The organism is Pseudoxanthobacter soli DSM 19599, from assembly GCF_900148505.1.
Taxonomy (GTDB): domain Bacteria; phylum Pseudomonadota; class Alphaproteobacteria; order Rhizobiales; family Segnochrobactraceae; genus Pseudoxanthobacter; species Pseudoxanthobacter soli.
In genome coordinates this window covers 125107-145402 of sequence record NZ_FRXO01000010.1, presented here as the reverse complement: position 1 = coordinate 145402, position 20296 = coordinate 125107, and the positions used below count along the sequence as shown (strand labels likewise).

General features: G+C 68.8%; 11 protein-coding genes and 2 tRNA genes. 2 read left to right on the top strand and 11 right to left on the bottom strand.

From position 1 onward, the window contains the following. The 4 genes from BUF17_RS18970 to cpdR form a co-directional block, all read right to left on the bottom strand. On the bottom strand, positions 1–432 hold a 432-nt coding region (locus tag BUF17_RS18970; RefSeq protein WP_139282605.1), incomplete at its 3' end, for a GTP-binding protein. Between the two features lie 237 nt (positions 433–669). After that, positions 670–743, bottom strand: a tRNA-Gly gene (locus BUF17_RS18965). A 163-nt stretch (positions 744–906) separates the two neighbouring features. Then, positions 907–990 (bottom strand) — tRNA-Tyr (locus BUF17_RS18960). Positions 991–1155: 165 nt separating this feature from the next. Beyond that, positions 1156–1515 (bottom strand): cell cycle two-component system response regulator CpdR, encoded by a 360-nt coding sequence (cpdR, locus tag BUF17_RS18955; RefSeq protein ID WP_073631647.1) that lies wholly within the window; start codon positions 1513–1515, stop codon positions 1156–1158. Between the two features lie 561 nt (positions 1516–2076). On the opposite strand from cpdR, the gene BUF17_RS18950 reads away from it, so the two are divergent. After that, positions 2077–2994 (top strand): N-formylglutamate amidohydrolase, encoded by a 918-nt coding sequence (locus BUF17_RS18950; protein ID WP_084564926.1) that lies wholly within the window; start codon positions 2077–2079, stop codon positions 2992–2994. Between the two features lie 1155 nt (positions 2995–4149). On the opposite strand, the gene BUF17_RS18945 is transcribed toward BUF17_RS18950, so the two are convergent. Both BUF17_RS18945 and BUF17_RS18940 read right to left on the bottom strand, forming a co-directional pair. Further along, a complete protein-coding gene (locus BUF17_RS18945; protein ID WP_139282603.1) occupies positions 4150–4683 on the bottom strand; it encodes a hypothetical protein in 534 nt (177 codons plus the stop codon). Positions 4684–5013: 330 nt separating this feature from the next. Beyond that, positions 5014–5463, bottom strand: coding sequence for a MerR family transcriptional regulator (locus BUF17_RS18940; RefSeq protein WP_073631684.1), 450 nt, complete (start codon positions 5461–5463; stop codon positions 5014–5016). Between the two features lie 536 nt (positions 5464–5999). Here BUF17_RS18940 and BUF17_RS18930 point away from each other — a divergent pair. Beyond that, complete coding sequence (locus BUF17_RS18930; RefSeq protein WP_073631641.1) at positions 6000–9734, top strand: tetratricopeptide repeat protein; 3735 nt, start codon at positions 6000–6002, stop codon at positions 9732–9734. 16 nt (positions 9735–9750) lie between these two features. Here the strand turns inward: BUF17_RS18930 and BUF17_RS18925 are convergent, their stop codons facing one another. From BUF17_RS18925 to bcsA, 5 genes are all read right to left on the bottom strand, one after another. Further along, positions 9751–11544 carry a putative bifunctional diguanylate cyclase/phosphodiesterase gene (locus tag BUF17_RS18925; RefSeq protein ID WP_073631639.1) on the bottom strand — a complete coding sequence of 598 codons (1794 nt, stop codon included), beginning with the start codon at positions 11542–11544 and terminating at the stop codon, positions 9751–9753. Between the two features lie 57 nt (positions 11545–11601). Beyond that, the gene (locus tag BUF17_RS18920; RefSeq protein ID WP_139282602.1) at positions 11602–13929 is read right to left on the bottom strand and encodes a hypothetical protein; all 2328 of its coding nucleotides are present in this window, start codon (positions 13927–13929) and stop codon (positions 11602–11604) included. Continuing rightward, the gene (locus BUF17_RS18915) at positions 13920–15119 is read right to left on the bottom strand and encodes a family 8 glycosyl hydrolase (RefSeq protein ID WP_244530955.1); all 1200 of its coding nucleotides are present in this window, start codon (positions 15117–15119) and stop codon (positions 13920–13922) included. The genes BUF17_RS18920 and BUF17_RS18915 overlap by 10 nt, the downstream gene beginning before the upstream one ends. Then, complete coding sequence (locus BUF17_RS18910; RefSeq protein ID WP_210215473.1) at positions 15116–17917, bottom strand: cellulose biosynthesis cyclic di-GMP-binding regulatory protein BcsB; 2802 nt, start codon at positions 17915–17917, stop codon at positions 15116–15118. Before BUF17_RS18910 ends, BUF17_RS18915 begins: the two co-directional genes overlap by 4 nt. A gap of 200 nt (positions 17918–18117) precedes the next feature. Then, entirely contained in the window at positions 18118–20286 is a 2169-nt protein-coding gene (bcsA, locus tag BUF17_RS18905) for a UDP-forming cellulose synthase catalytic subunit (RefSeq protein ID WP_073631633.1), read from the bottom strand. Positions 20287–20296: the final 10 nt, after the last annotated feature.

Genomic DNA, 20296 nt, shown 5'->3' with positions numbered 1-20296 from the left:
CGGATCGTCGACCATGTCGCACTTGTTGAGGAACACCACGATCGCGGGAACGCCGACCTGGCGCGCCAGCAGGATGTGCTCGCGGGTCTGCGGCATCGGGCCGTCGGCGGCCGAAACCACCAGGATCGCGCCGTCCATCTGCGCCGCGCCCGTGATCATGTTCTTCACGTAGTCGGCGTGACCGGGGCAGTCGACGTGGGCGTAGTGGCGGTTCTTGGTCTCGTACTCGACGTGCGCCGTCGAGATCGTGATGCCGCGCGCCTTCTCTTCCGGCGCCGCGTCGATCTGGTCATACGCCTTGAACGTAGCGCCGCCCGTCTTCGCGAGCACCTTCGTGATCGCCGCCGTCAGCGACGTCTTGCCATGGTCAACGTGACCAATCGTCCCGATGTTGCAGTGCGGCTTGGTCCGCGCAAATTTCTCTTTCGCCATGATCTCAGTCCTTAAGGCGCGATGTTCGCAGGCGCGTTCATTCGGCTGGCGCTTCCGCGGAGAGCAGATGCGTTCGTGGGAGCGCCCGTCAGCCAGGCGCGTTGCGCGCGCGTGAGCCCGGAGGAGGCGTCGCGCGAGACGCGCGACGACTTACGGCCCTTCGCGGCAAGGTTCAAGCGGAATTCGCAAAAACGCCCGGCGACGGACGGCAAGGCCGCTCTTGTCGTGGGGAGAGGCTGGAGCGGGTGAAGGGAATCGAACCCTCGTATTCAGCTTGGAAGGCTGCTGCTCTACCATTGAGCTACACCCGCGGCCGGCACTCGGGATGCCCACGCATCCCTCGCTTCCGAAGGCCGCCCGCGAGAGCGGAACCGGAAGCCGCGGCGCCCGGCGCGACATCGTCGCATGAGCTAACCGCTTTCGTCCCCCGCCGGCACGGCTGTCGCCGTGCGGCGCTTCCAATGCGGGAACGGATGGTGGAGGGGGTTGGATTCGAACCAACGTAGCTTACGCAACGGATTTACAGTCCGTCCCCTTTAACCACTCGGGCACCCCTCCAGGGCCGTTCCCGTGCGAACCGGTGGTCAGCCGGTCCGTGGCCGCAACCCCTTGGCCCGAAGGCCGGTCGTTGCGGCGCGTGTTATGGCGGCGCCTCCCCTTCCTGTCAACGCCGGTTCTGAGCTTCCTCCGATCCGCGACATTTTTCAGGGGATATCGTCGGGATCACGCCGCGAGCAGGCGCTCCACCTCGCGCACGAGTTCACGCAGATGGAAGGGCTTGGAGAGAATCTTGGCGTCCTTGGGGGCCTGGGAATCGGGGTTGAGCGCCACGGCCGCGAATCCCGTGATGAACATCACCTTGAGATCCGGGTCGAGGCGGGTCGCGCGACGGGCCAGTTCGATGCCGTCCATCTCCGGCATGACGATGTCGGTGAGCAGCATCGAGAACGGCTCTTCGCGCAGGCGCTCGTAAGCCGACAGGCCGTTGTCGAACGAAACGACGTCGTAGCCTGCCTTCTCCAGCGCCTTGGCCAGGAAGCGCCGCATGTCGGTATCGTCTTCCGCAAGCAGGATCCGTGACATGATCGTCAGAAGAGCCTCGTTGATCGACCGCAGGGGGCACCCGCGACAAGCCGGCGAATGCCGGGGCGGGTGCGAACGCAACACGTCCGGCGCCTTCGACACCGGGCGCGGCCGCACGCAAGGCCGCTCGTCCCGGGCGCAAGGCCCCAGCCGGGAAGGTGTCGCCCCGAACGGGGCCGCGCTGCCATGGCAGGATGCGACCCAGGATCGCCACCGTTCCGCCATCATGTGGCGCCCGAGCCAGTAAAGAACGGGTGAAAGGACTGTGTCGCCGCCGCCACAGGCGGGTATAAAACAGCTCGGCAATGGACATTCCGGCCCGGACTGTCATCATGATCGCCAGGAAGGCGGGGCCTTGCGGATGCCGGCGACAGTGCCGACAACCGCCCGATTCCGCCGCAATCAAGGCCACGACCGGCGCCTCTCACCCCGGGCGTGGCTCCAACAGAGCGCGCGTTTCCAACCGAGCGAATCTTGCCAATCGACCGGGTGTTACCGAGCCTCATGTCCTCGTCGTCGCGTTTCATTCCCCACGGTCGGGAATTGCCCCAAGGTCAGGAATTGCCCGAGATTCAGGATTTCCGGATCGTCCAGGACTTCGACACGGTGCCGGCGTTCGATGTCGTCGCGCCGGCCGTGCAGCGGGCGCCGTTCGTGTTCAATTCCCCCCATTCCGGGCGCTGCTATCCGGCCGCCTTCCTCGCCGCGTCCCGGCTCGGCAACCCGGCCATCCGCCGTTCGGAAGACGGCTATGTGGATGACCTGTTCCGGCCGGTGGTCGAACTCGGCGTTCCGCTGATGCGCGCGCACTTCCCGCGGGCCTTCCTCGACGTCAACCGCGAGCCATACGAGCTCGACCCCAAGATGTTCACAGGGCGGCTGCCGGCATTCGCCAACGTGCGTTCGCCGCGCGTGGCCGGTGGGCTCGGCACCATCGCCCGCATCGTCGCCGACGCCGAGGAAATCTATGCCGGGCCGCTGGATGTGGAAGACGCGCTGCAGCGCATCGAAGCGTTCTACAAGCCCTATCACGCCACGCTCGGCGCGCTGATCGCCCGCACCCGCGCGAGCTTCGGCACGGCGGTGCTGATCGACTGCCATTCCATGCCCTCTTCGGTGCGCGGCCAGGACCCGCGAATACGGCCCGACATGATCATCGGCGACCGCCACGGCACGAGCTGCGACCCCGCGATCAGCGAGACCGCCACCGATATCCTGAGCGATCTCGGCTTCATCGTCGCGCGCAACCGGCCCTATGCGGGCGGGTTCATCACCGAGCATTACGGCCGGCCGGCCGAGGGCATCCACGCGCTGCAGATCGAGGTCAACCGCTCGCTCTATATGGACGAGCGCCGGTGCCGGCCGACGGCTTCCCTCGCCGGCCTGTCGTGCCTCTTGACCCGCTTCGCGGCAGAGCTGATGGCGCGCTTCGGCTATGGCCGCGATGACGGAAGCCTGAGCCCGCTCGCCGCCGAATGAGGCCAGGACACGACCGCAGGCGGGCGGTGAGGCAGAGCCCGGGCCGGAGACGGAGCCGAGCCTGAAAAAGAAAAAGCCGCCTCAAAGGAGACGGCCTAAGTCTTGGGAGGAAACGCCCGAAAGGGCAAATGGAACGACGCAACGTCATTCCGCAGTGCAATATGCCTGTTGCAGCGCACTCAGTCAAGCGCTGCCACCGCATTTTTTCTCGCATCTGCGATATGGATCGCCCTGACGGTCCCGGCGGAATCGTCAGCCGGCTCTGACCCCGCCCGCACCACGCTTCTGAGATTCGCACCTTCGAGATTCACGAGAGCTGCCGTCGCCCACGCCTGTTCGCGGCATGGTAACGCGCCCGGGTGGAGCCGTGCGCCTAATGGCCACCGCAGTGCGGATCGAGCGAACGGCCGGCGGCGCGAACGGCGATGCAACGAGGCGTGCAAAAGAAAAAGGGCCGCGCGCGGAAGCGTCAGCGGCCCAAGTCTAGGGAGGAAACGCCCAAAGAGGGCTGCAAAACGACGCGGAGCCATTTCGCAAGTGCAAAATTATGATGTGCGCTGCAGCACGTCAAGGCCAATATGAACCGAATTGACCTGGAAGTGCTCGTTCTTGCGTGAATCTGAGCACTGTTGCTCAAATCAGACACCGCACCGATGCCCGGCGGGCCCGCCCGCACGCGAAGGCCCAGAAAAGAAAAAGGGCCGTCCGCGGAAGCGTCGACGGCCCAAGTCTAGGGAGGAAACGCCCAAGGAGGGCGGCGCGGCACGAAGAAAGCTCCGTGCGGCGTGCCCCCTAGATGTCAGTCGAAGGCCGCGAGATCAAGACTGGTCATACCAGTTTTGGGGCCACGCCCGGCTCGCATTGCAAAATGGCCACAGCGGACCAAACGGGTGGCACAAAGACCGGAGGCCGTATAACCCTTTGCCGATAAAGCGCTTCTTCCGCCGATGCGCGTCCTTCGCCCTCGCGCAGCGCCTCACGCATCCGCAGCATGCATAACTGCCCCGCATCCGGCGCGGTCCGGGGACGCACCGGGAAGGCCGGCCGGCGATGGCAAGGCGGGCGGGCACGGCTGGCGGGCACGCGCAAAAAAGGCGCCGGAGCTGCCGGCGCCTTCGGGAATCGGGAACGGGCGTGCGCTCGAAGCCGCGCGGATCACCAGCTGCCGCGGCACACCCGGTTCGCCCAATAGGGCGTGTAGCGGCACAGCAGGAAGGGGGCAGTCCAGCCCTGCGGCAACTGCCAGAACACCGGATCGACGCTCATGCTGACGGCACCGCCCGATTCCGGCAGCGTGCCATCGAGCACGTTGATCGAATAGGACAGCGTGTCGCCCGAGCCGGAGACATTGACGAGCTCGATCGTGACGGGCTTGCCGTTCTTGTCGCCGATGAAGGACAGCGCCGCGTTCGGCGGATCCTTCTTGAAGCCCTCCTGGGAGGCATTCCACAGCTTGACGAACTGGGCGGTGGTGAACTGCCCGACCGTCGGCTCCGGCCGCGCGGCGAAGAAGGTGGTCGAGGGCGACACGCCCTCGAGGGTCAGTGTCTTGCCGTCGAACTTCATGCCCGCGGCCTGCTGCACCAGCGTCAGCTCGACGGGACCGTTCACCTCGATCTGGGCGTTGCCTCCGCCCTCCTGGGCCTGGACGGAAGCCGTCAGGCCGTCCGCGCCCGCCAGCGCCACCACGGTCATCGTCGCAAGCAGCGGCGCCGCGAACCTGCGGCCTGCCCCCCTTCGGACGGTCGCCGACGGGCACGCGACGAATGAGCCTGCATCCGGTCGCATCGCATGTCGCAACGGCATCGTCATGTGATCCCTCTTCGTCACTCGGCGTCAGTGCAGGCCACGCGCCACATGAGCCCGCGCGGATCCGCATATGCCGCGCTAAGCATGTGCCGCGCTGAACTTATGCGGCACGGTATTCTATCTGCGGCCAGATTTGGGGCGCGATCAGAAACCGCACTTGAGGCGTCGGCAAGGCAGGAATAGCGATCTTTGGCAAACGCCGCATGTCCCTTATTCCGCCGGCTTGTCGTCGTCCCGCGTCTCGCGCTCGCGAAGCATGCCGGAAACCAGCGACACCGTTCGTCTGAGGTCGTCGATCGCCTGCTCGATATCCTGCTTCTGGCGCTCCAGCATCTCGATCTGGGCGTTGAACCGCTCGACGGCCGCGCGCATCTGCCCGAGCTGGCCATCGCGAAGATCGTAGAGATCGACCATCTCGCTGATCTCGGCGAGGGAGAGACCGACGCGCTTTCCCATCAGCACCAGCTTGAGCCGGGCGCGGTCGCGCCGACCATAGATTCGGGTCGCCCCGTCGCGCCGCGGATTGAGCAGGCCACGATCCTCGTAGAACCGCAGGGTGCGCAGCGTGACGCCGAACTCGCGGGCGAGCTGGCCGATGGTGAAGGTAGCATTGGGCGCAATGCGGCTGTCGCCCTCGTCGCGCGCGGCGCCGTCACCCATGAAATCGAGTTCGTCCATCACCGCCTCCATCGCGCGCGGAGCGCCGGAAGGCGCCGGCCGGTCTGCAGGGGATCGGCCGGCGGCATCTTGCCTTAACGTAAGCGTCATTTCCACCACTGGCGGCCGGCGACGCCCGTCCGGCGCGGGCGCGGACCGTGCGTTTCCGGTGGAAATCCGGACGGAGTCTTTTCGAATCAAGGCGTTTGGCACTACGGTCGATCTTCGTAACGCTCTGTTAACCAAGTTTGCCGATTCATTGATCATGGGCAGCATCGCGGCGGAAGCCGGCTCCAAGGCGCTCCGCGGCGGACGTGCCGTCGGACCCGCGGCGCTCCGCCAGAGCGGCGCCATCAGGAAAGGTGGCAATGCGGAGCGAAGGGGCGAGCAACCAGCCGAAAGGCAGCGAGCCGACGGACGAGCCGGGCCGGCATCTCCCGGGGCGTCGCGGCCAGGACCGTCCCGCAGGCGAGCGGCGCGGCGCTGAAGCCTTCCCCGAACCGCACCGTACCCGTCGCGTTCTCGACCCCGAAGATCCCATGGCGCCGCCGCATCGCATCCTCCCGTCCAGCACCGCACCCGCCATCGGGTCGCCGTCCGCCGCCAGCGCGGCCGGCCAGCGCGTGCGCGCGGCGGCGCGCGATGCCATCGACAGCGCCATCGAAGGCGCCTGGCCGCAATGGCCCGAGGATGTGCCCGCGCCCGGCGGCGCGGCCCGGATGGGCGCGCCGTCGACGCGCGCGCCGGCCTCGAAGCCGGCGAGTTCCGCCCCGGCGATCGGCCCCGTGCCACCGTCCACCGTCCGGCGCGCCGCGGGATACGCCTCCGCCATCCCCGCCCCGATGCCGGACGACGAGACCGTTGCGCTGCTGCGCGCGGCGCTTGCCCGCGAACAGGCGAAGCACGCGGCCGCGCCGCCATTGTCTCCGCAGGCGGCCCGGCCGAGGCACGACAGGACGGCCGCGAGGCCGGCGCATCTTCGCCTGCCGCCGGGATGGGACGACATCGCCCTCCCCTCCCTGCCAGAGCCGGCCGCCCGCACGACCATTCCGACCAGCGGTGAGCCGGCGCCGAAGCCGGCACCGGACGAGATCGAACTCGGCGAGACGGCGGCGGCCATCGTCGATGCCGCCCGGGAGCGCGCCGAGTCGATACAATTTGAAATTGCAGACGCGTCCGCGGCCATCGCGGCGCCCGCGGCGTCAGCGGTGTCCGCGGCCGATGCCGGCGACGGCCGGATCGAGCCGGCGACGGCGGGCGACATCACGGCTGGTGACATCGACGAATCCGCGTTTGCCGCGGTCGCGGCCGCCCTCGGGGAGATGGATCTCGGGGAGATGGATCTCGGGGAGACTGATCTCGCGGGCCTCGATGAAGACGCCCCGGATGAGGCTGTTGAGACTGTGCCGGCCGCACCGTCTTCCGTCGGCGACGCGACCGCAGCCCGACACTCCCCCTTCCTCGAAGGGGGAGCGGACACTGGCGAAGACGCATACGCCACGGCCTGTATAGGCGCCGACGCCGCCAAGGCCGAAGATGAGGGTACACGCGGCCTTGTCGATAGCGGGGACGATGCCGCCGAGGTCCACGGGCGCGTGCAGGATGCCGGAACGGCAGACACAGGCGCTTCCGTCGATGCAGGCGGAGACGGTAACCTGGGCGCGATGCTGGAGGCGCTCGACGAGATCGGCCGGCGCGTGCGCGCGCTCGCGGAAGGTCCGCCCGTCGCGGCGAACACCACGGCCGTTCCGGCGGAACCCGTTGCGGATGAAGCGCTTGCGCGCCCCGAACCTGCGCCTGAGCCTGTCGTTCCGCAGCCCGACCTTGCGGCCATCGAACGGCGGTTCGTGGCGCTGTCGGCCAAGATCGACCGAGCCTGGCGGCACGCGGAAGACGATCTGCGCACTGTCCGGTCCGATCTCGGCGTCGTTGTGGGCGATATCGGCGAGATAAGGCAGACACTGGCCGGACTAGCGGCCAAGGGCGAAACCCGCGACGTCGAAACCCGCGATCTGGAGCCGCTGACCGCGCGGATCGATTCGCTCGCCGCGCGCCACGAGGCGGAGCGGGAGACGGCGGAGAAGTCGCGCATCGAAATCTCCGCCGCGCAGGAGCGGCTGGTCGACGAGTTGGCGACGCTCGCCGACGCGCTGGCGGATGCGGATTTCGGCGCGCAGTTCGAGCGGTTGCACCGCGAGCAGCGGGTCCTCAATCGAAGGCTCGACGCGCTGCCCGTGCAGGCCGACCTCGCCCGCCTCGACGGCCGGATCGCCGACGTCGCCACGGCGCTGCATGCCGTGGCGGATGTCGCCCTGCAACCTCAGGATGAGAACGCTGCGGTTCTGGCGCTGGCGGACAAGGTCGACGGACTGTCCCAGCGCATGGACGTGGTCACCTCCAGCGTCGCCGCGCTGCACGCGCGGCCAATCGAGGTGGAAATCGACCGCGCGTTCGAGCGGAATCGGGAGCGGATCGCCGCCGCGCTCGGAGACCAGATTTCCGCACAGGTCGCCCTCGACGTTTCCGTTCAGGTTTCCACGGTACTTGCGGAGCAGTTCGAGGGGCTGATCGCGCTGGTCGAGGCGCGGCTGTCGGCGCCGGCCTCGCCGCTCCACCCGACGGCGGACACCGGGTCCGTGCGCGAACCTGCGATGCGGACGGCTGCGATCGCGCCCGCCTTCGCGGCGGCATCGGAGCCCGCCTACCGGCCGGCGACGACCGATGCAGCGGCCCGGTGGCCTGAGACCCCGGCCCCCGCCCCTGCCGCCACCCACCCGGCAGAGCACGAAGCCTATCGGCCGCCGCATGGCGACGCTTCGGCGACACCGCGATCCGGGCGGTCGCTCGACGCCATCCTCCGCGCGCGGGCAGCCGTCAACCGGGTGGTGTCGTCCGATCCCGAGGCCGACGCAGCCGCGGCGCCCATGCCGGTCTTCGGCGGCGAGATGGCGGCGTCTTCGCCGTCCCCTGCCGCGTTGCATGTCCGTCCGCCGGCCGCCGGGCCCACCCGGCCGGCCCCGGTCGCTCCGGTGTCCGAGCCTACGGGTCTGCGGGCCGAATCCGTGGCACCGGCAGCGCTCGCGTCACCTGTGCCACCTTCGACCGTGGCGTTTGAGGCGGACCGTGCGGCCGGGGCCCGGCCGCGTGCGGCAGCCGGGCGCGATCCGGACGCCGACAGCCTCCGGCATGGCCTATCCGACCTGATCGCGGCGGCCCGGGCCGGAATCGCGGGCCGCGACGGCGACGACAGCCCCCGGCCCGCGAGCCGGCGGTTCGGCCGCGCGCGGGTGCTTGCCGTCGCTGCGGTGTCGCTGGTCGCGCTCGCGTTGCTGGGCCGCGAGGGCGCGGCGGGAATCGCTGCCCTGTTCGGCCGTGACGCCCCGGCACAGAGCACGGCGGCGACCGACGAGGCCGACGATGCGGCGATCCGGGCGCTGGCGGCGCAGATGGTGGCGAATTCCGGCCGCGCCGCGCCGGCCGAGCCGCTCCGCACTGAGACCGCCGCACCCGCGCCGGCCGCTGTCGCGGCGCCGGCCGAGCGCTCTGCCGCAGCCCCCGCGGTGGCCGCGCCGTTCTCGCTGACGCCCGCCGATTCGACCGGGGCGGACGGCGCGGGCGGCCTGCCCGAATCGATCGGTCCGCGCTCGCTGCGCGATGCCGCGCTTTCCGGCGACCGGTTCGCCGCCTACGACATCGCGATGCGGTTCCTGGAAGGCAGCGGCGTTGCGCCCGATCCGGCCGCCGCAGCCGACTGGTTTCGCCGCTCCGCGCTCGCGGGCGACGCCCGCGCCGCCTTCCGGCTGGCGAGCATGATCGAGCACGGCACCGGCGTGGCGAAGGATCCCGCCGCGGCGCGCGGCTTCTATCTTCAGGCCGCCAACGGCGGCAACGTGCTCGCCATGCACAATCTGGCGGTGCTGCTTTCGGACGGCAGCGGCGGGACGCCGGACGCCGAAGGCGCGGCACGCTGGTTCCGCGCCGCCGCGGGCCACGGCGTCGTCGACAGCCAGTTCAATCTCGGCGTGCTTTATCTGCGCGGCTCCGGCGTGCCGGTCGACTACGCCGAGGCCTACAGGTGGTTCTCGCTCGCCGCTGCCGGCGGCGACGAACAGGCGAAGAGCCGCCGCGACGCCACGGCCCAGCGAATCGATGCCGGGACCCGCAGCCGCGTCGATGCCGAAGTCGCTTCGTGGACGCCCGAGCCCGCCGATCCCTTCGCGAACGCCGCCGAAAGCACGTCGGCGCCGGCAACGGCGCCGACGCCGGCCACATGAGCCGGCAGACGCGGCGTCACCAGCCGGTCTTCTCTCCGCGCGCGTGCCTGTCCCGGAGGATCTGCAAGGTCCGCTCGGCCGGCTGGGGACGGCCGAACAGGTAGCCCTGTCCGTATTCGCAGCCGAGTTTGACGAGGAAGCGATGGGTTTCCACGCTTTCGACGCCCTCGGCCACGACGCGCATGCCGAGATGACGGCCGAGATCGATCAGCGCCTTGACGATCGCCGCGTCGGCGGGGCTGCCCACGAGATCGCGAATGAAGGTGCGGTCGATCTTGATCTCGCTGACGGCGAGCTTGCGCAGATGGGTCAGCGAGGCGTAGCCGGTGCCGAAATCGTCGAGGGAGACCTCGATGCCCAGCAGCGCCAGACGGCTGATGAGATCGCGCAGTTCCGCCCCGTCCGGGCCAATCAGAGCGGTTTCGGTGATCTCGACGTGCAGGCGGCCGGGATCGATGGACTTGCGCTTCAGGAGATCGGCGATCCGCAGATCGTAGCGGTCACGCCGCAGTTCCACCGCAGCCGCGTTGACGGAGACGCTGCCGAAATCGAGCCCCTCCCGCGTCCACGCCTGGATGTCGCTGGTGACCTGATCGAGAATGCGGTCGGAGATGGCCCGCGCGAGGATGCCGTCGGTCAGCGCCGCCTGGAATTCACCGGGCAGCACGGTGTCGAAGCCCTGACGCTCCCAGCGCACCAGCGCCTCGAACCCGACGATGCGCAGGGGATTGAGCGCGACCTGCGGCTGGTAGTAGGCCACGATCTCGTCGCGGTCGAGCGCCTGCCGCATGGCCTCGCGCACGATCATGCCCGCTCCGGTGATGCCGTGGCCGGCATCGTGACGAAGCGCGATGCCGCGACCGGCCTCCTTCGCCCGGATCAGTGCGCCGTCGGCGGCGGCGAACATCGAGGCGCAATCGACCGCATCGTCCGGAAAGACCGCGACCCCGATGCTGACGGCGGTGGAAACGCCCTCCCGGCCGGTCGCGGAATGGGTGACCGCGATCAGATCGTCGGCGAGCGCCATCATCTCGTCGGCCGTGACGACCTCCGTCAGCACGACGCCGAACTCGTCACCCGCCATCCGCGCGACGACGCCACGATGCCCCACCGCGGCGGTCATGCGCGCCGCCACCGTACGCAGCACCCTGTCGCCCAGTCCCTGGCCATGGACGGCGTTGAATTCCTTGAAGTAATCGAGGTTCGCGATCATCAGGCCGACGCGCGTCGCCGATGCACGGGCCCGCTCGATCTCTTCCATCAGTACCGCGACCAGCCGGTGCCGCTCCGGCAGTCCCGTGAGGCGGTCGAGCGCGAGGTCGGCCGTCCCTGACGACGCCGCAGCGCCCCGCCCGGCGATGCGACCGGCGAGATGCACGAACTCCCGCATCCGCTCGACCGTCCAGGAGGAGAACCGCCTCGATTCCCGCGTCGCCGCCCACAGCACCACCTTCAGGGCGTTGCCGTCGAAGGCCTCCGCGCCGCCGATGAAACCGCGCAATTCGATGTCGGTGCCGGAGGCGCCACCGGCGACCGGCGTTGCGGCGTCCTCGATGGCAAGCGGGCCGCAGGCGTTCAAAAGCCGGCCGATCAGATCCGAAGACGCCGACGCTGCCGCTTCCATGTCTTCGAGGCCGTAGGCGGCGACCGGTTCGTGATGCGCGCCGTCGGACAGGCAGACCAGCACGAAGTCCACGTCCAGCATGTCGGCCACGAGCCGGGCGAGCATACGGCAATATTCCTCGGCGGATGCCGCAAGGGCATGCGCCAAGGTCTCCGACACGGCCGGCTCGCGCGGAACCGCGTTCACGCTATGGCCATCCTCAGACAAATACCCGTCCCCCGCCCGCAGGCGACCCTCTTCTTTCTAGTTTGCACCACCGCTCGTGCGAATTCTCTGTCTATCGAACACGACGGCGAGCGCGCGCCGGCTTTCTTTGGTTGAGGCCGCGCGATCCACCGCTTCGAAGATGCGGCGCGCCGTCGCCACCTCTCCCAGATTGTAGTAGGCCCACCCCCGCAGCAGCATATCCTCGCGCGATTCCGGCACGATGGCGTTGCGCTGCTCCATCGCGAGAATCGCATCGACATAGCGGCCGGCCTGATAGGCCGAGACGGCGCGCTGAGAGAGGATCTGCACACCGAGATCGGCGCGGCGCGAGAGGTCCTGCGGCGCGGCCGCGGCGGCGACGGCGGCATTGTCGGTGAGGCCAGCCCGGAGATAGGCGAGCGAGCGGCCGTAGGCCGCGTCGCTGGCCGTCTGCGTGCCGGGCGCGCCGTCCATCGCCGCCCCGAAGGCGACGGCGGCCTCCATCGGGCGGTTGAGATCGAGCAGGCACCAGCCCTTGGTGAGGGACTGGGAGGCGGACAGGCGCCCGGTTCGACCGACGAGCGCGCCGCAGCCGGACGGCCGCGACTGCGACTGGATCTGCGGCCGGGGCGACAGGACGCCGCCGCTGCTGCGCCCGCCGCCACCGGCGGGAGCCGACGTCGCCACCATCGGACCGCCGGCATCGGAGGCGACCTGCGTCACAGCTCCGCCGGACGCCGCAGCCGTGGCGACGACGGCCGAGCCGGCCGGAGCGGTGCCACGGATCGCAGTCGCAGCCGGCGCGGTGCCAACTGGCGACGCAACGCGCGCCTGGCCCGGGGCGAGCTGGGCCTCACCCGCTGCAACGGCGGTCCGGCCGGATGATGTCTTACCTGCCTCGGCCGCAGTCGCGGCGGTCGCTGGGTTCAGGGCCGACTGCAGCAGCGAGGGCAGCCGGGGGAACTGCGACTTCCAGGTCTCGACCGCATTCTGGAGGCCGGCTGTGTCGCCGAGCGCATTCAACGCAAGGCCCAGGCCGAAGGCAGCGGCTTCGGAGGGTTGCCAGGCGAGAGACTGGCGGAACCAGTCCGCGGCAGCCGCCGTCTGGCGGGTGTTCATCGCGTACCAGCCGAGGGAGAGCGCGCCGAGCGGCGAATGGCGCTGCATCACCACCGGCACGAACCGGTTGACGACGTCCTGATCGACCGGCGTCGCGGTGATGAGTTCCGGCGGCTTGCCGGTCTGCGACGGCGGATTGAGCAGCGTGCTCACCAGCAGGATATAGGCGACCATGTTGGCGTCGGACGCGTCGCGCCACTTGTACGCCGTCGGTTCGGCCCTGAGGTCCTGCCCCGCGGCGTGCATCGCGTAGACATAGCCTTCGGCCGCCTTCGCGCCGCCGCCCCGATCAAGGCTTTCCTTGAACCACTCGTAGGCCTGGGTGGTGTCGCCGTGGCGGGTGAAATAGAAGCCGAGCAGGTTGGCGTCGTCGGGGGACTTGCTTTCCCGCGCCGCGGCCTCGAGCAGGGAGAGTTCCTCCTCCGGCACGACGACGGATTCGTCGCGGGAGGCATCGCCGACGAGACGGCGGATGAAATCGAGCCGCGGCCCGGAGAACTCGCCCTTGCCGTCCGGCCCGATGCGCTCCATCGCGAACAGCGGCGTCACCATGGCCGACGGCAGCTTGGCGACGGCCCGGTCGATGGTGGCGCGGCGCTCGTTGGTGTTGGTGCAGTTCTTCAGGATGTAGGAATAGACGTCGCTCGCGCGCGACGGCTTGTTCGTGGCGATGAAGGCATCGGCCACCAGCCAGAGCACGTCGACGCGGCCGCAGACCAGAAGACTCGGCGTCTGGCCGGCGATGGTCAGCACCGTGTTCCACTGCTTGTTGGCGGCGGCGTTGATCATCCGCTGGCGGGCTTCGGCCTCGTTCAGCGCGGCGACGAGGTCGGCCGGGGGCTGCCAGCCGGGCTTGCTGGCCTGCAGGCGCCCCATCGCCCGCCGGGCCTCGGCGATGCGCCCCTCGCCGTAGAGGTCCCACACCGGCTGCACGTCGCTCGGTCCGCCGCCTGCCTTCGGGTCGAGCAGGTCCACCGGCGGCTGCCAGTTCGGATAAAGCGCCTTCAGCCGGCGGATTTCGGCCTCCAGGCGGTTGAGATCGCCCTGCTGGGCAAAATAGCGCAAAGCCGATTCGTCGACCGTCTGAGCCGGGGTGTCAGCCGTCGCGCCGGCGGCAGGGTTCTGGCCCGCGCCGGAATTTCCCGCTGTGGCGGCGGCGCCCGCGGCCGGCGCAGGCGTGCCCGTGCCGGCTGCGCCGCTCTGGGCCAGAGCCGCCGCCGAACCGAGCAACAGGATCGCCAGGGCGGCAACCAGCCTCACAAGCATTTCGCATACCGCCTCGCCAGGACGGTCATAGCCAGCAGATGAAGCGTGGACGCGAAATAGGACGTCGGCTGGAATTCCCGCAGATCATAGGGGACGGACGTCCCGCTGAGGGAACACGACACCAGCGCAGCCAGGATCTCGTAACCCGGCTCCGTCAGCCGTTCGACGACCTTCCCCGTCTCGACATCGACGATCAGGGGGCTGTAACGGCCGTCCTGCACCCAGGCATGATCATAGGGCTCCAGACGCTGCTTCTCGGTATGACCCGCGCCCAAAAGGTAAAGCGGTATCCTTAAGGAATTGTATCCGAACACGGGATCGAAGCCGGGCGCGGGCGCGAGATCGCCGTTCACGGAGACCTGGATCCAGTCGGACGGCAGGCTGTAGCTGCCGAACTGCGCCTTGGAAAGCAGGTCCAGCCCCGAGCGCTCGGCGCCGGTCCAGTCATAGTCGGGCGCGAGCGACGCCAGCACCGGCAGCGCCTCGAACACCCAGTATGACGGGTTGATGATGACGCCGCCGCCATCGGCCGAGTGGTCGAATCCGGCCGCGCCCGGAAGGATGAGCGTATAGCCGCCGAAGCTGCGCAGCATGGTCGAGCCGACCGCCTTGGCGATGCGGGTGGCCGCATCGCGATATCGCGGCTCGTTCCAGAGCGAGGCCGCCTGTGCCAGCGCCCAGGCGATCAGGATGTCGCCGTCCGTCGCGTTGTTGATGTCGACGACGTGCGGCTTGTGGTTCGGATCCCACTTCCAGGCCGCCAGCCCGTCGTCGCGGATCAGGAGTTCCGTGAGCGTGAACGTCCAGATCTGGTCGAACGTGGCCCAGTCGTTGGCATAGACCGCGAGGAGCAGCCCGTAGCCCTGCCCCTCGCTGTGGCTGATGTCGCCGTTGGCGGTATCGACCACACGCCCGCTGGCATCGAGGAAGGCCGCCCGCCACGCCGCCCAGATGGGAGCCGGCAATGTCCAGACCGTTGCGGCCTGCGACTGAGATGACTTGGCGGGCGCCGACTGCGACGGCGACTGGGGCGCCGCCGTCGCGGGCGCGCCCGAAGACGCGGCGGGACGCAGGCGATCGGCGGCGAAGCCGCGCTCCGCCAGGATCGGGGTGATCGCGATCGCGGCACTGAGAAGCGCCGCCGTCGAGCGGGCCCGGCGTCTTCGTGTCGTCGACGAAAGGAAGCTCACCACAAGTCGCCCTTTCGCGTCAGGTTTATCATGATCCAAGTCGCGACACCGAGTGCGGCGCTCGCAAGAATAAGGAAGAAGGCATAGCTTACGATATGCAAGGAAAACCAGTTCGCTGCGATGAGACGCCAGTTGGTGATCGAGAACGGAACCGTTTCGAACACCCGCTGCTTGAGATCGGCGGATGTGCGGACGAGACCTGTCTGCCGCAGATAGGATGACAGCTGACCGTCGAGCCGCCGCCACGCCTGCGGCGCGGTGATGCCCTCCGCCCCCGTGGCGAGCGCGGTGTTGTCGTCGGCGGTAAGCAGCGTCCAGGTCGTCATGCCGGACGATTCGGCGAAGTTCTGGGCGATGAGCGCGGTATATTGCGCCGGCACTTCAGCCTGGGAGCCGCCGCCGAGGCTCGCGCCGAGGTTCTGGGCATTGATGCCGATAGCGTCGTCGATCCAGCGCATCATGTCGCGGAACCACTTCCGCACCTGGTCCGCCCCGGACATGCCTTCGCGCCAGCGCGCATAGATTGCACCGGTATCGTCCATGTTCGCGGCGCCCGCCGCGTTGTCCGCGGCCTGATCGACCGGGACGCCATAGACCCCGTCCTGCTGCTGCTCGCGCAGCGCTTCGACCTGGCTCAGGAGAGCGTCGAACGTGCCGGCATCCTTGCCGGCCCCGCCTTGCGCCGGCACGCTCGCATCCGAGGTGTGGTTCTGCGGCAGGCTCTGCGCACCGAGCGCGAGTTCGGCGAGGCCGACCCGCGTCAGGATGCCGGGATCGAGGTCCGGCAAGGCAGAGACGATCACGGCGGGCCGGTGGTCGATCTGCGCTGCCGCGGTGGCGGCGGCGATGTTGAACACGCGGCCGCGGGACACGGCGAGTTTCGCCATCAGCGTCGCGGCGGCACCGGCGGCAGGCTGGCCGCCCGGCACATAGACCGCCACCGGCTGATCGGTGCCGACGCCGAGCGGGAAGCCGTTGGCGGAGAACGCGGCAAGGTTCGGCAGAACGCCGAGGCGGGCGAACACCGGAATGATCAGGCGCGAGGTGTTGAACAGCACGAAGCGCTTCGCCTGGTTCATCGTCGTGCCGGGAAGGCAGGCCTGATCGGTCCGCGTCGCCAGATTGGCCTCGACCCGGACGACGTTCGTGCCCGGGCGGAAGCTCTTCATCGGCACCGTGATCAGCCGCTGACGCAGGAATTCGCCATCGGTGCTGGTCAGGTTGAACGTCATCGCGATCTCGTCGTTGACGTAGAACTGCAGCGTGCTGCCGGCCAGAACCTCGGGCGTGTAGGCCGCATCGATGCGGAAGTTCACATTCGCGTAGCCCTGGGCATAGAAGTCCGGTGGCAGGTTGAACTCGAACGACGTCTTGAAGTGGCGGCCGGAGAACTCCTCCGTCGGCACGCCGAGCTCGCGGAAGGTGTAGCTTTCGCCGCCGAGATAGGCGGGCACGTCCGGCACACGCCACGGCAGGCGCCCGGCCGCGCGTGTCTGGTTGATGTCGCGCTCGACCAGGGCGTTCAGGCGGTCGATGGCGGCATCGACCTGCGCGGCATTGCCACCGGACAGCACGAGGATCGGCACGCCCCGCGACGGTTCGTTCTGGAACGCGACGATCGGGCCGTTCACCCCCTCGGAGGCTCCGGCCGAGGTCAGCGGCCGCACGTCGGCGACGGTGCCGACCGCGAGCACCATGGCCCCCGGTGCGACCGGCACCTTGTCGAGAGACTCGACGACCGTCACGACCGGATGGCGGAAGCGCCCGAGCACGCTCGCGACCTGGGCGGCCTTCAGCATCCGCCCGATGCTCACCGGGTCGCTGGCACCCGTGTTCAGCGCGTAGATCCGGGTGGCGCCGGTGTCGTCGGCGCCGACGGACGGCAGGTCGGACACGCGCGAGACCGGCTGGGCACCCGACGAGAACGAGAGGCCGGTCATCGCGGGCACGAGCTGCGTCCACAGCTCGTAGGTCCCGCCGATCGAGCAGTCCACGCGATGGCGCATGGAGGCGCCGATGCGCACCTGGTTCATACCGGGCCGCAGCAGGCCCGCCGGCAGCGGGAACTCGAAATAGAGCGGATCGCTGGTGGCCTCGATCGGCACCTCAATGGTCTTCTGGCCGTTGACCCAGACGACCAGCCGCGATGCTTCGGGCATCACGACCACGGAATTGACGAAGCCGACCGATATGCGCGCCGACTGGCTGGCCTCGGCGGGCGTGAGGAAGATCGGCGCGGAAACGGCATCGATCTCGCCGGTCAGCCGCACGTCCGGCCGGTCGAGCAGGAATCGGTTGATGCGCTGGGCGGCGGCGGGCGACACGCGCGATGCCGTCGGGCTACCGCCACCGGAGACAGGCAGATCGAAGGGAATCGGCGGCGGCATCGCGGAGCCGGTGCCGGTCCTTGCGGTCGGCGCGGCCGGCGTCACGGTCGGCGGCGGCAGGTCCTCGCCCGGCGACGAAGACGGCGCGGCGGGTGGCGACGCCTGCTGCAGGGAAAATCCGTCCGAGCCGCTTGCGGGGGAGTCGGGCGGCGCATCGACCGGCGGCAGGAACTCGCCGTCGCGCGTCGGCGTGAAGTCCGGTGCGCGCGGAACGCCACCGGCGTTGGTCTGCGAGCCCGGCGTCGGCGTGCCGTCGGTCGGCGACATCGAGAACGGCGCGACATCCGGGCCGGAAGGCGCCGCCTGGTCCGACGCGCCGGACGGGGGAGCGCCGACGGCCTGGGCGAACTGCCGCCCGCGATCTGCTTCTCCCGCCGGATTCGCCAGCGCTGCCGGCAGCGCGACTGGCATGCCCATTGCGGACAGACGGACGGCAGACGAGGCGCTGTCCGTGCCCACGGTCGCACCCGCCGGACTCGCCGCCGCGACGGTCCCCACCACGAAGACGACCGCGGCGGCTCCCCGCGCGCGGGCGACCAACGCCGCGAGCCGGCTCCGGGCCACCCGGGTGACGCGTGCCCGGTCGATGCGTGTTTCGTTCCGCAGCCGCATCATGCGCGTGCCTTGGCCGGCTTGCGACGGCGGCGCAACAGGTAGCTCAGACCACGGAGCGAATGGAACGCCGCGAGATGCAGATAGAACAGCGTGCCGTGCAGCACGCCGATGGTCCTGCGGCGACGCTGCTGGAAGTTCGACCACTGCGTTGAATCGCCGAAGACGAGATCGGCGATCAGCTTGACGTGGACCGGCTTCTCTCGCGTCGGCTGGCAGCCGAAATGCACGCCTTCGCCATCGCGGGCGACGTTGCGCACCACCATCGGCAGGCCGTCGTTGGGGATGTCCGACTTGGTCTCGAACCTCAGCACGACCTTGCTCATCCGTTCCGGCTCGCGATCCATCGGTATGAGCGGCCGCAGCCGCACGCCGCCCATCGAGCCGTCCTCGATCATCGCCGGCACCACCTGCCCGTCAAACTCCAGTTCGCCGGTGCGCGACATCTCCACACGCGGCGCCCGGCGCAGGTTGCGCCGCTCCGCCACCACGCCGATCGCGGCGGCCGCCATCAGGAGGTTGAACACGTTCCAGCCGCCCACCACCATCGTGATGTCCGAGAGATAGGGCTGGGAGTACATGCGCCAGACGGTGGCGCCGACGCCGACGAGCAGGATCGCGAACATGATGAAGTACGGCGCCGCGAGTTCGGAAACCTGATTCTCGTCGAGCGTGTCGCCCTTGGACGTCACCTTGAACGTCGGCTTGCGCGGGTTGAGCACGACCGCGACGATGGCGCGGAACAGATAGATCGACTGGATATATTCGTAGAGTTCAGAGATCCAGGGCCACCTGTACTTTCCGTACAGGTAGTTCTGAATCATCATGTTCACGATCATGTACGTGAACGTGTAGGCGAAGAATTCACCGCCGGACGACGAGAAAATCTGCAGGCCGAAGAACAGATAGAGCAGCGGCGAAATAAGGAAGACGAGCCGGCCGATCGGAAACAGCCAGAACAGCGGATTGGTCATGTAGCAGAGCCGCTGCGCCAGCGTCAGGCCGGGCCGGCCGATCGGATTCTTCAGGATCAGGATCTGCAGCATCCCCTGCGCCCAGCGGGAGCGCTGGCCGATGAAGTTCGCGAAGGTCTCGGGCTGGAGGCCCGCGATCATCGGCTTCTCGAGGTAGACACTGTGCCAGCCCTGAGCGTGCAGTTCGAGCGCGGTCTCGCAGTCCTCGGTGATGCTGACGCCGGAGAAGCCGTTGGTGATCTTCAGCGCCTGACGCCGCAGCAGCGCCGCCGAGCCGCAGAAGAACGAGGCGTCCCACCGGTCCAGCCCGCGCTGCACCATGCCGTAGAACTGCTCGTTCTCGGACGGCATCCTCTCGAAGGTGTTGAGATTGTGCTCCAGCGGATCCGGATTGATGAAGAAGTGGGGCGTCTGCACCAGGAACAGCTTCGGATCGGCGACGAAGAAGCCGACGGTGTTCTGGAGGAAATCGCGCGTCGGGCAGTGATCGGCGTCGAACACGGCCACCAGATCGCCGTTGGTCTTCTCCAGCGCGGCGTTGAGATTGCCGGCCTTGGCGTGCTCGTTGCGCGCGCGCGTCAGGTAGGTGGCGCCGAGATCGGCGCACATCTTCTGCAACGCCACCCGCCGCTGCTGCGCCTCGAGCGCCGCGGCCGCGTTGCTGGAATTGCACTTCTGGTCCGTGCCGCCGTCGTCGAGCAGATAGACCTTGAGCCGGTCCTTCGGATAGTCGAGCGCCACGGCGGCCGCGACCGTCGTCGCCAGCAAGATCTCGTCCTCGTTATAGGTCGGGATGAAGATGTCGACGCTCGGGGCCGTCTCCGGCGCGGGCGGCGGCGCCGGCTTGCGCGCGGTCGGATCGGCCACCGTGAACAGGCTGAGCGCCAGCATCAGCACGCTGTACATCTCGAAGATGTAGAGGATCACACCGGGAATGAAGTTCTCGGGCTGGTTGATCGGCGGAATGGTGCTGGTGCTGCGCCAGTAGACATAACGCAGGATGATGGTGGTGCCGAGCGCGAGGAACACCTGGCGGCGAAGGCCGACCGAGGGAAACCATTTGATCGCCGTGAGCACCAGCACGACGATGATTCCCACGATGAGATGGGCCTGCAGGCTGATCGGCTGCGTGATGAGAAACAGCACGACCACCGTGGTGAGGCCCCATGCCAGCGTGGCGAATGCCTTCGTCATGGCCTTTTCA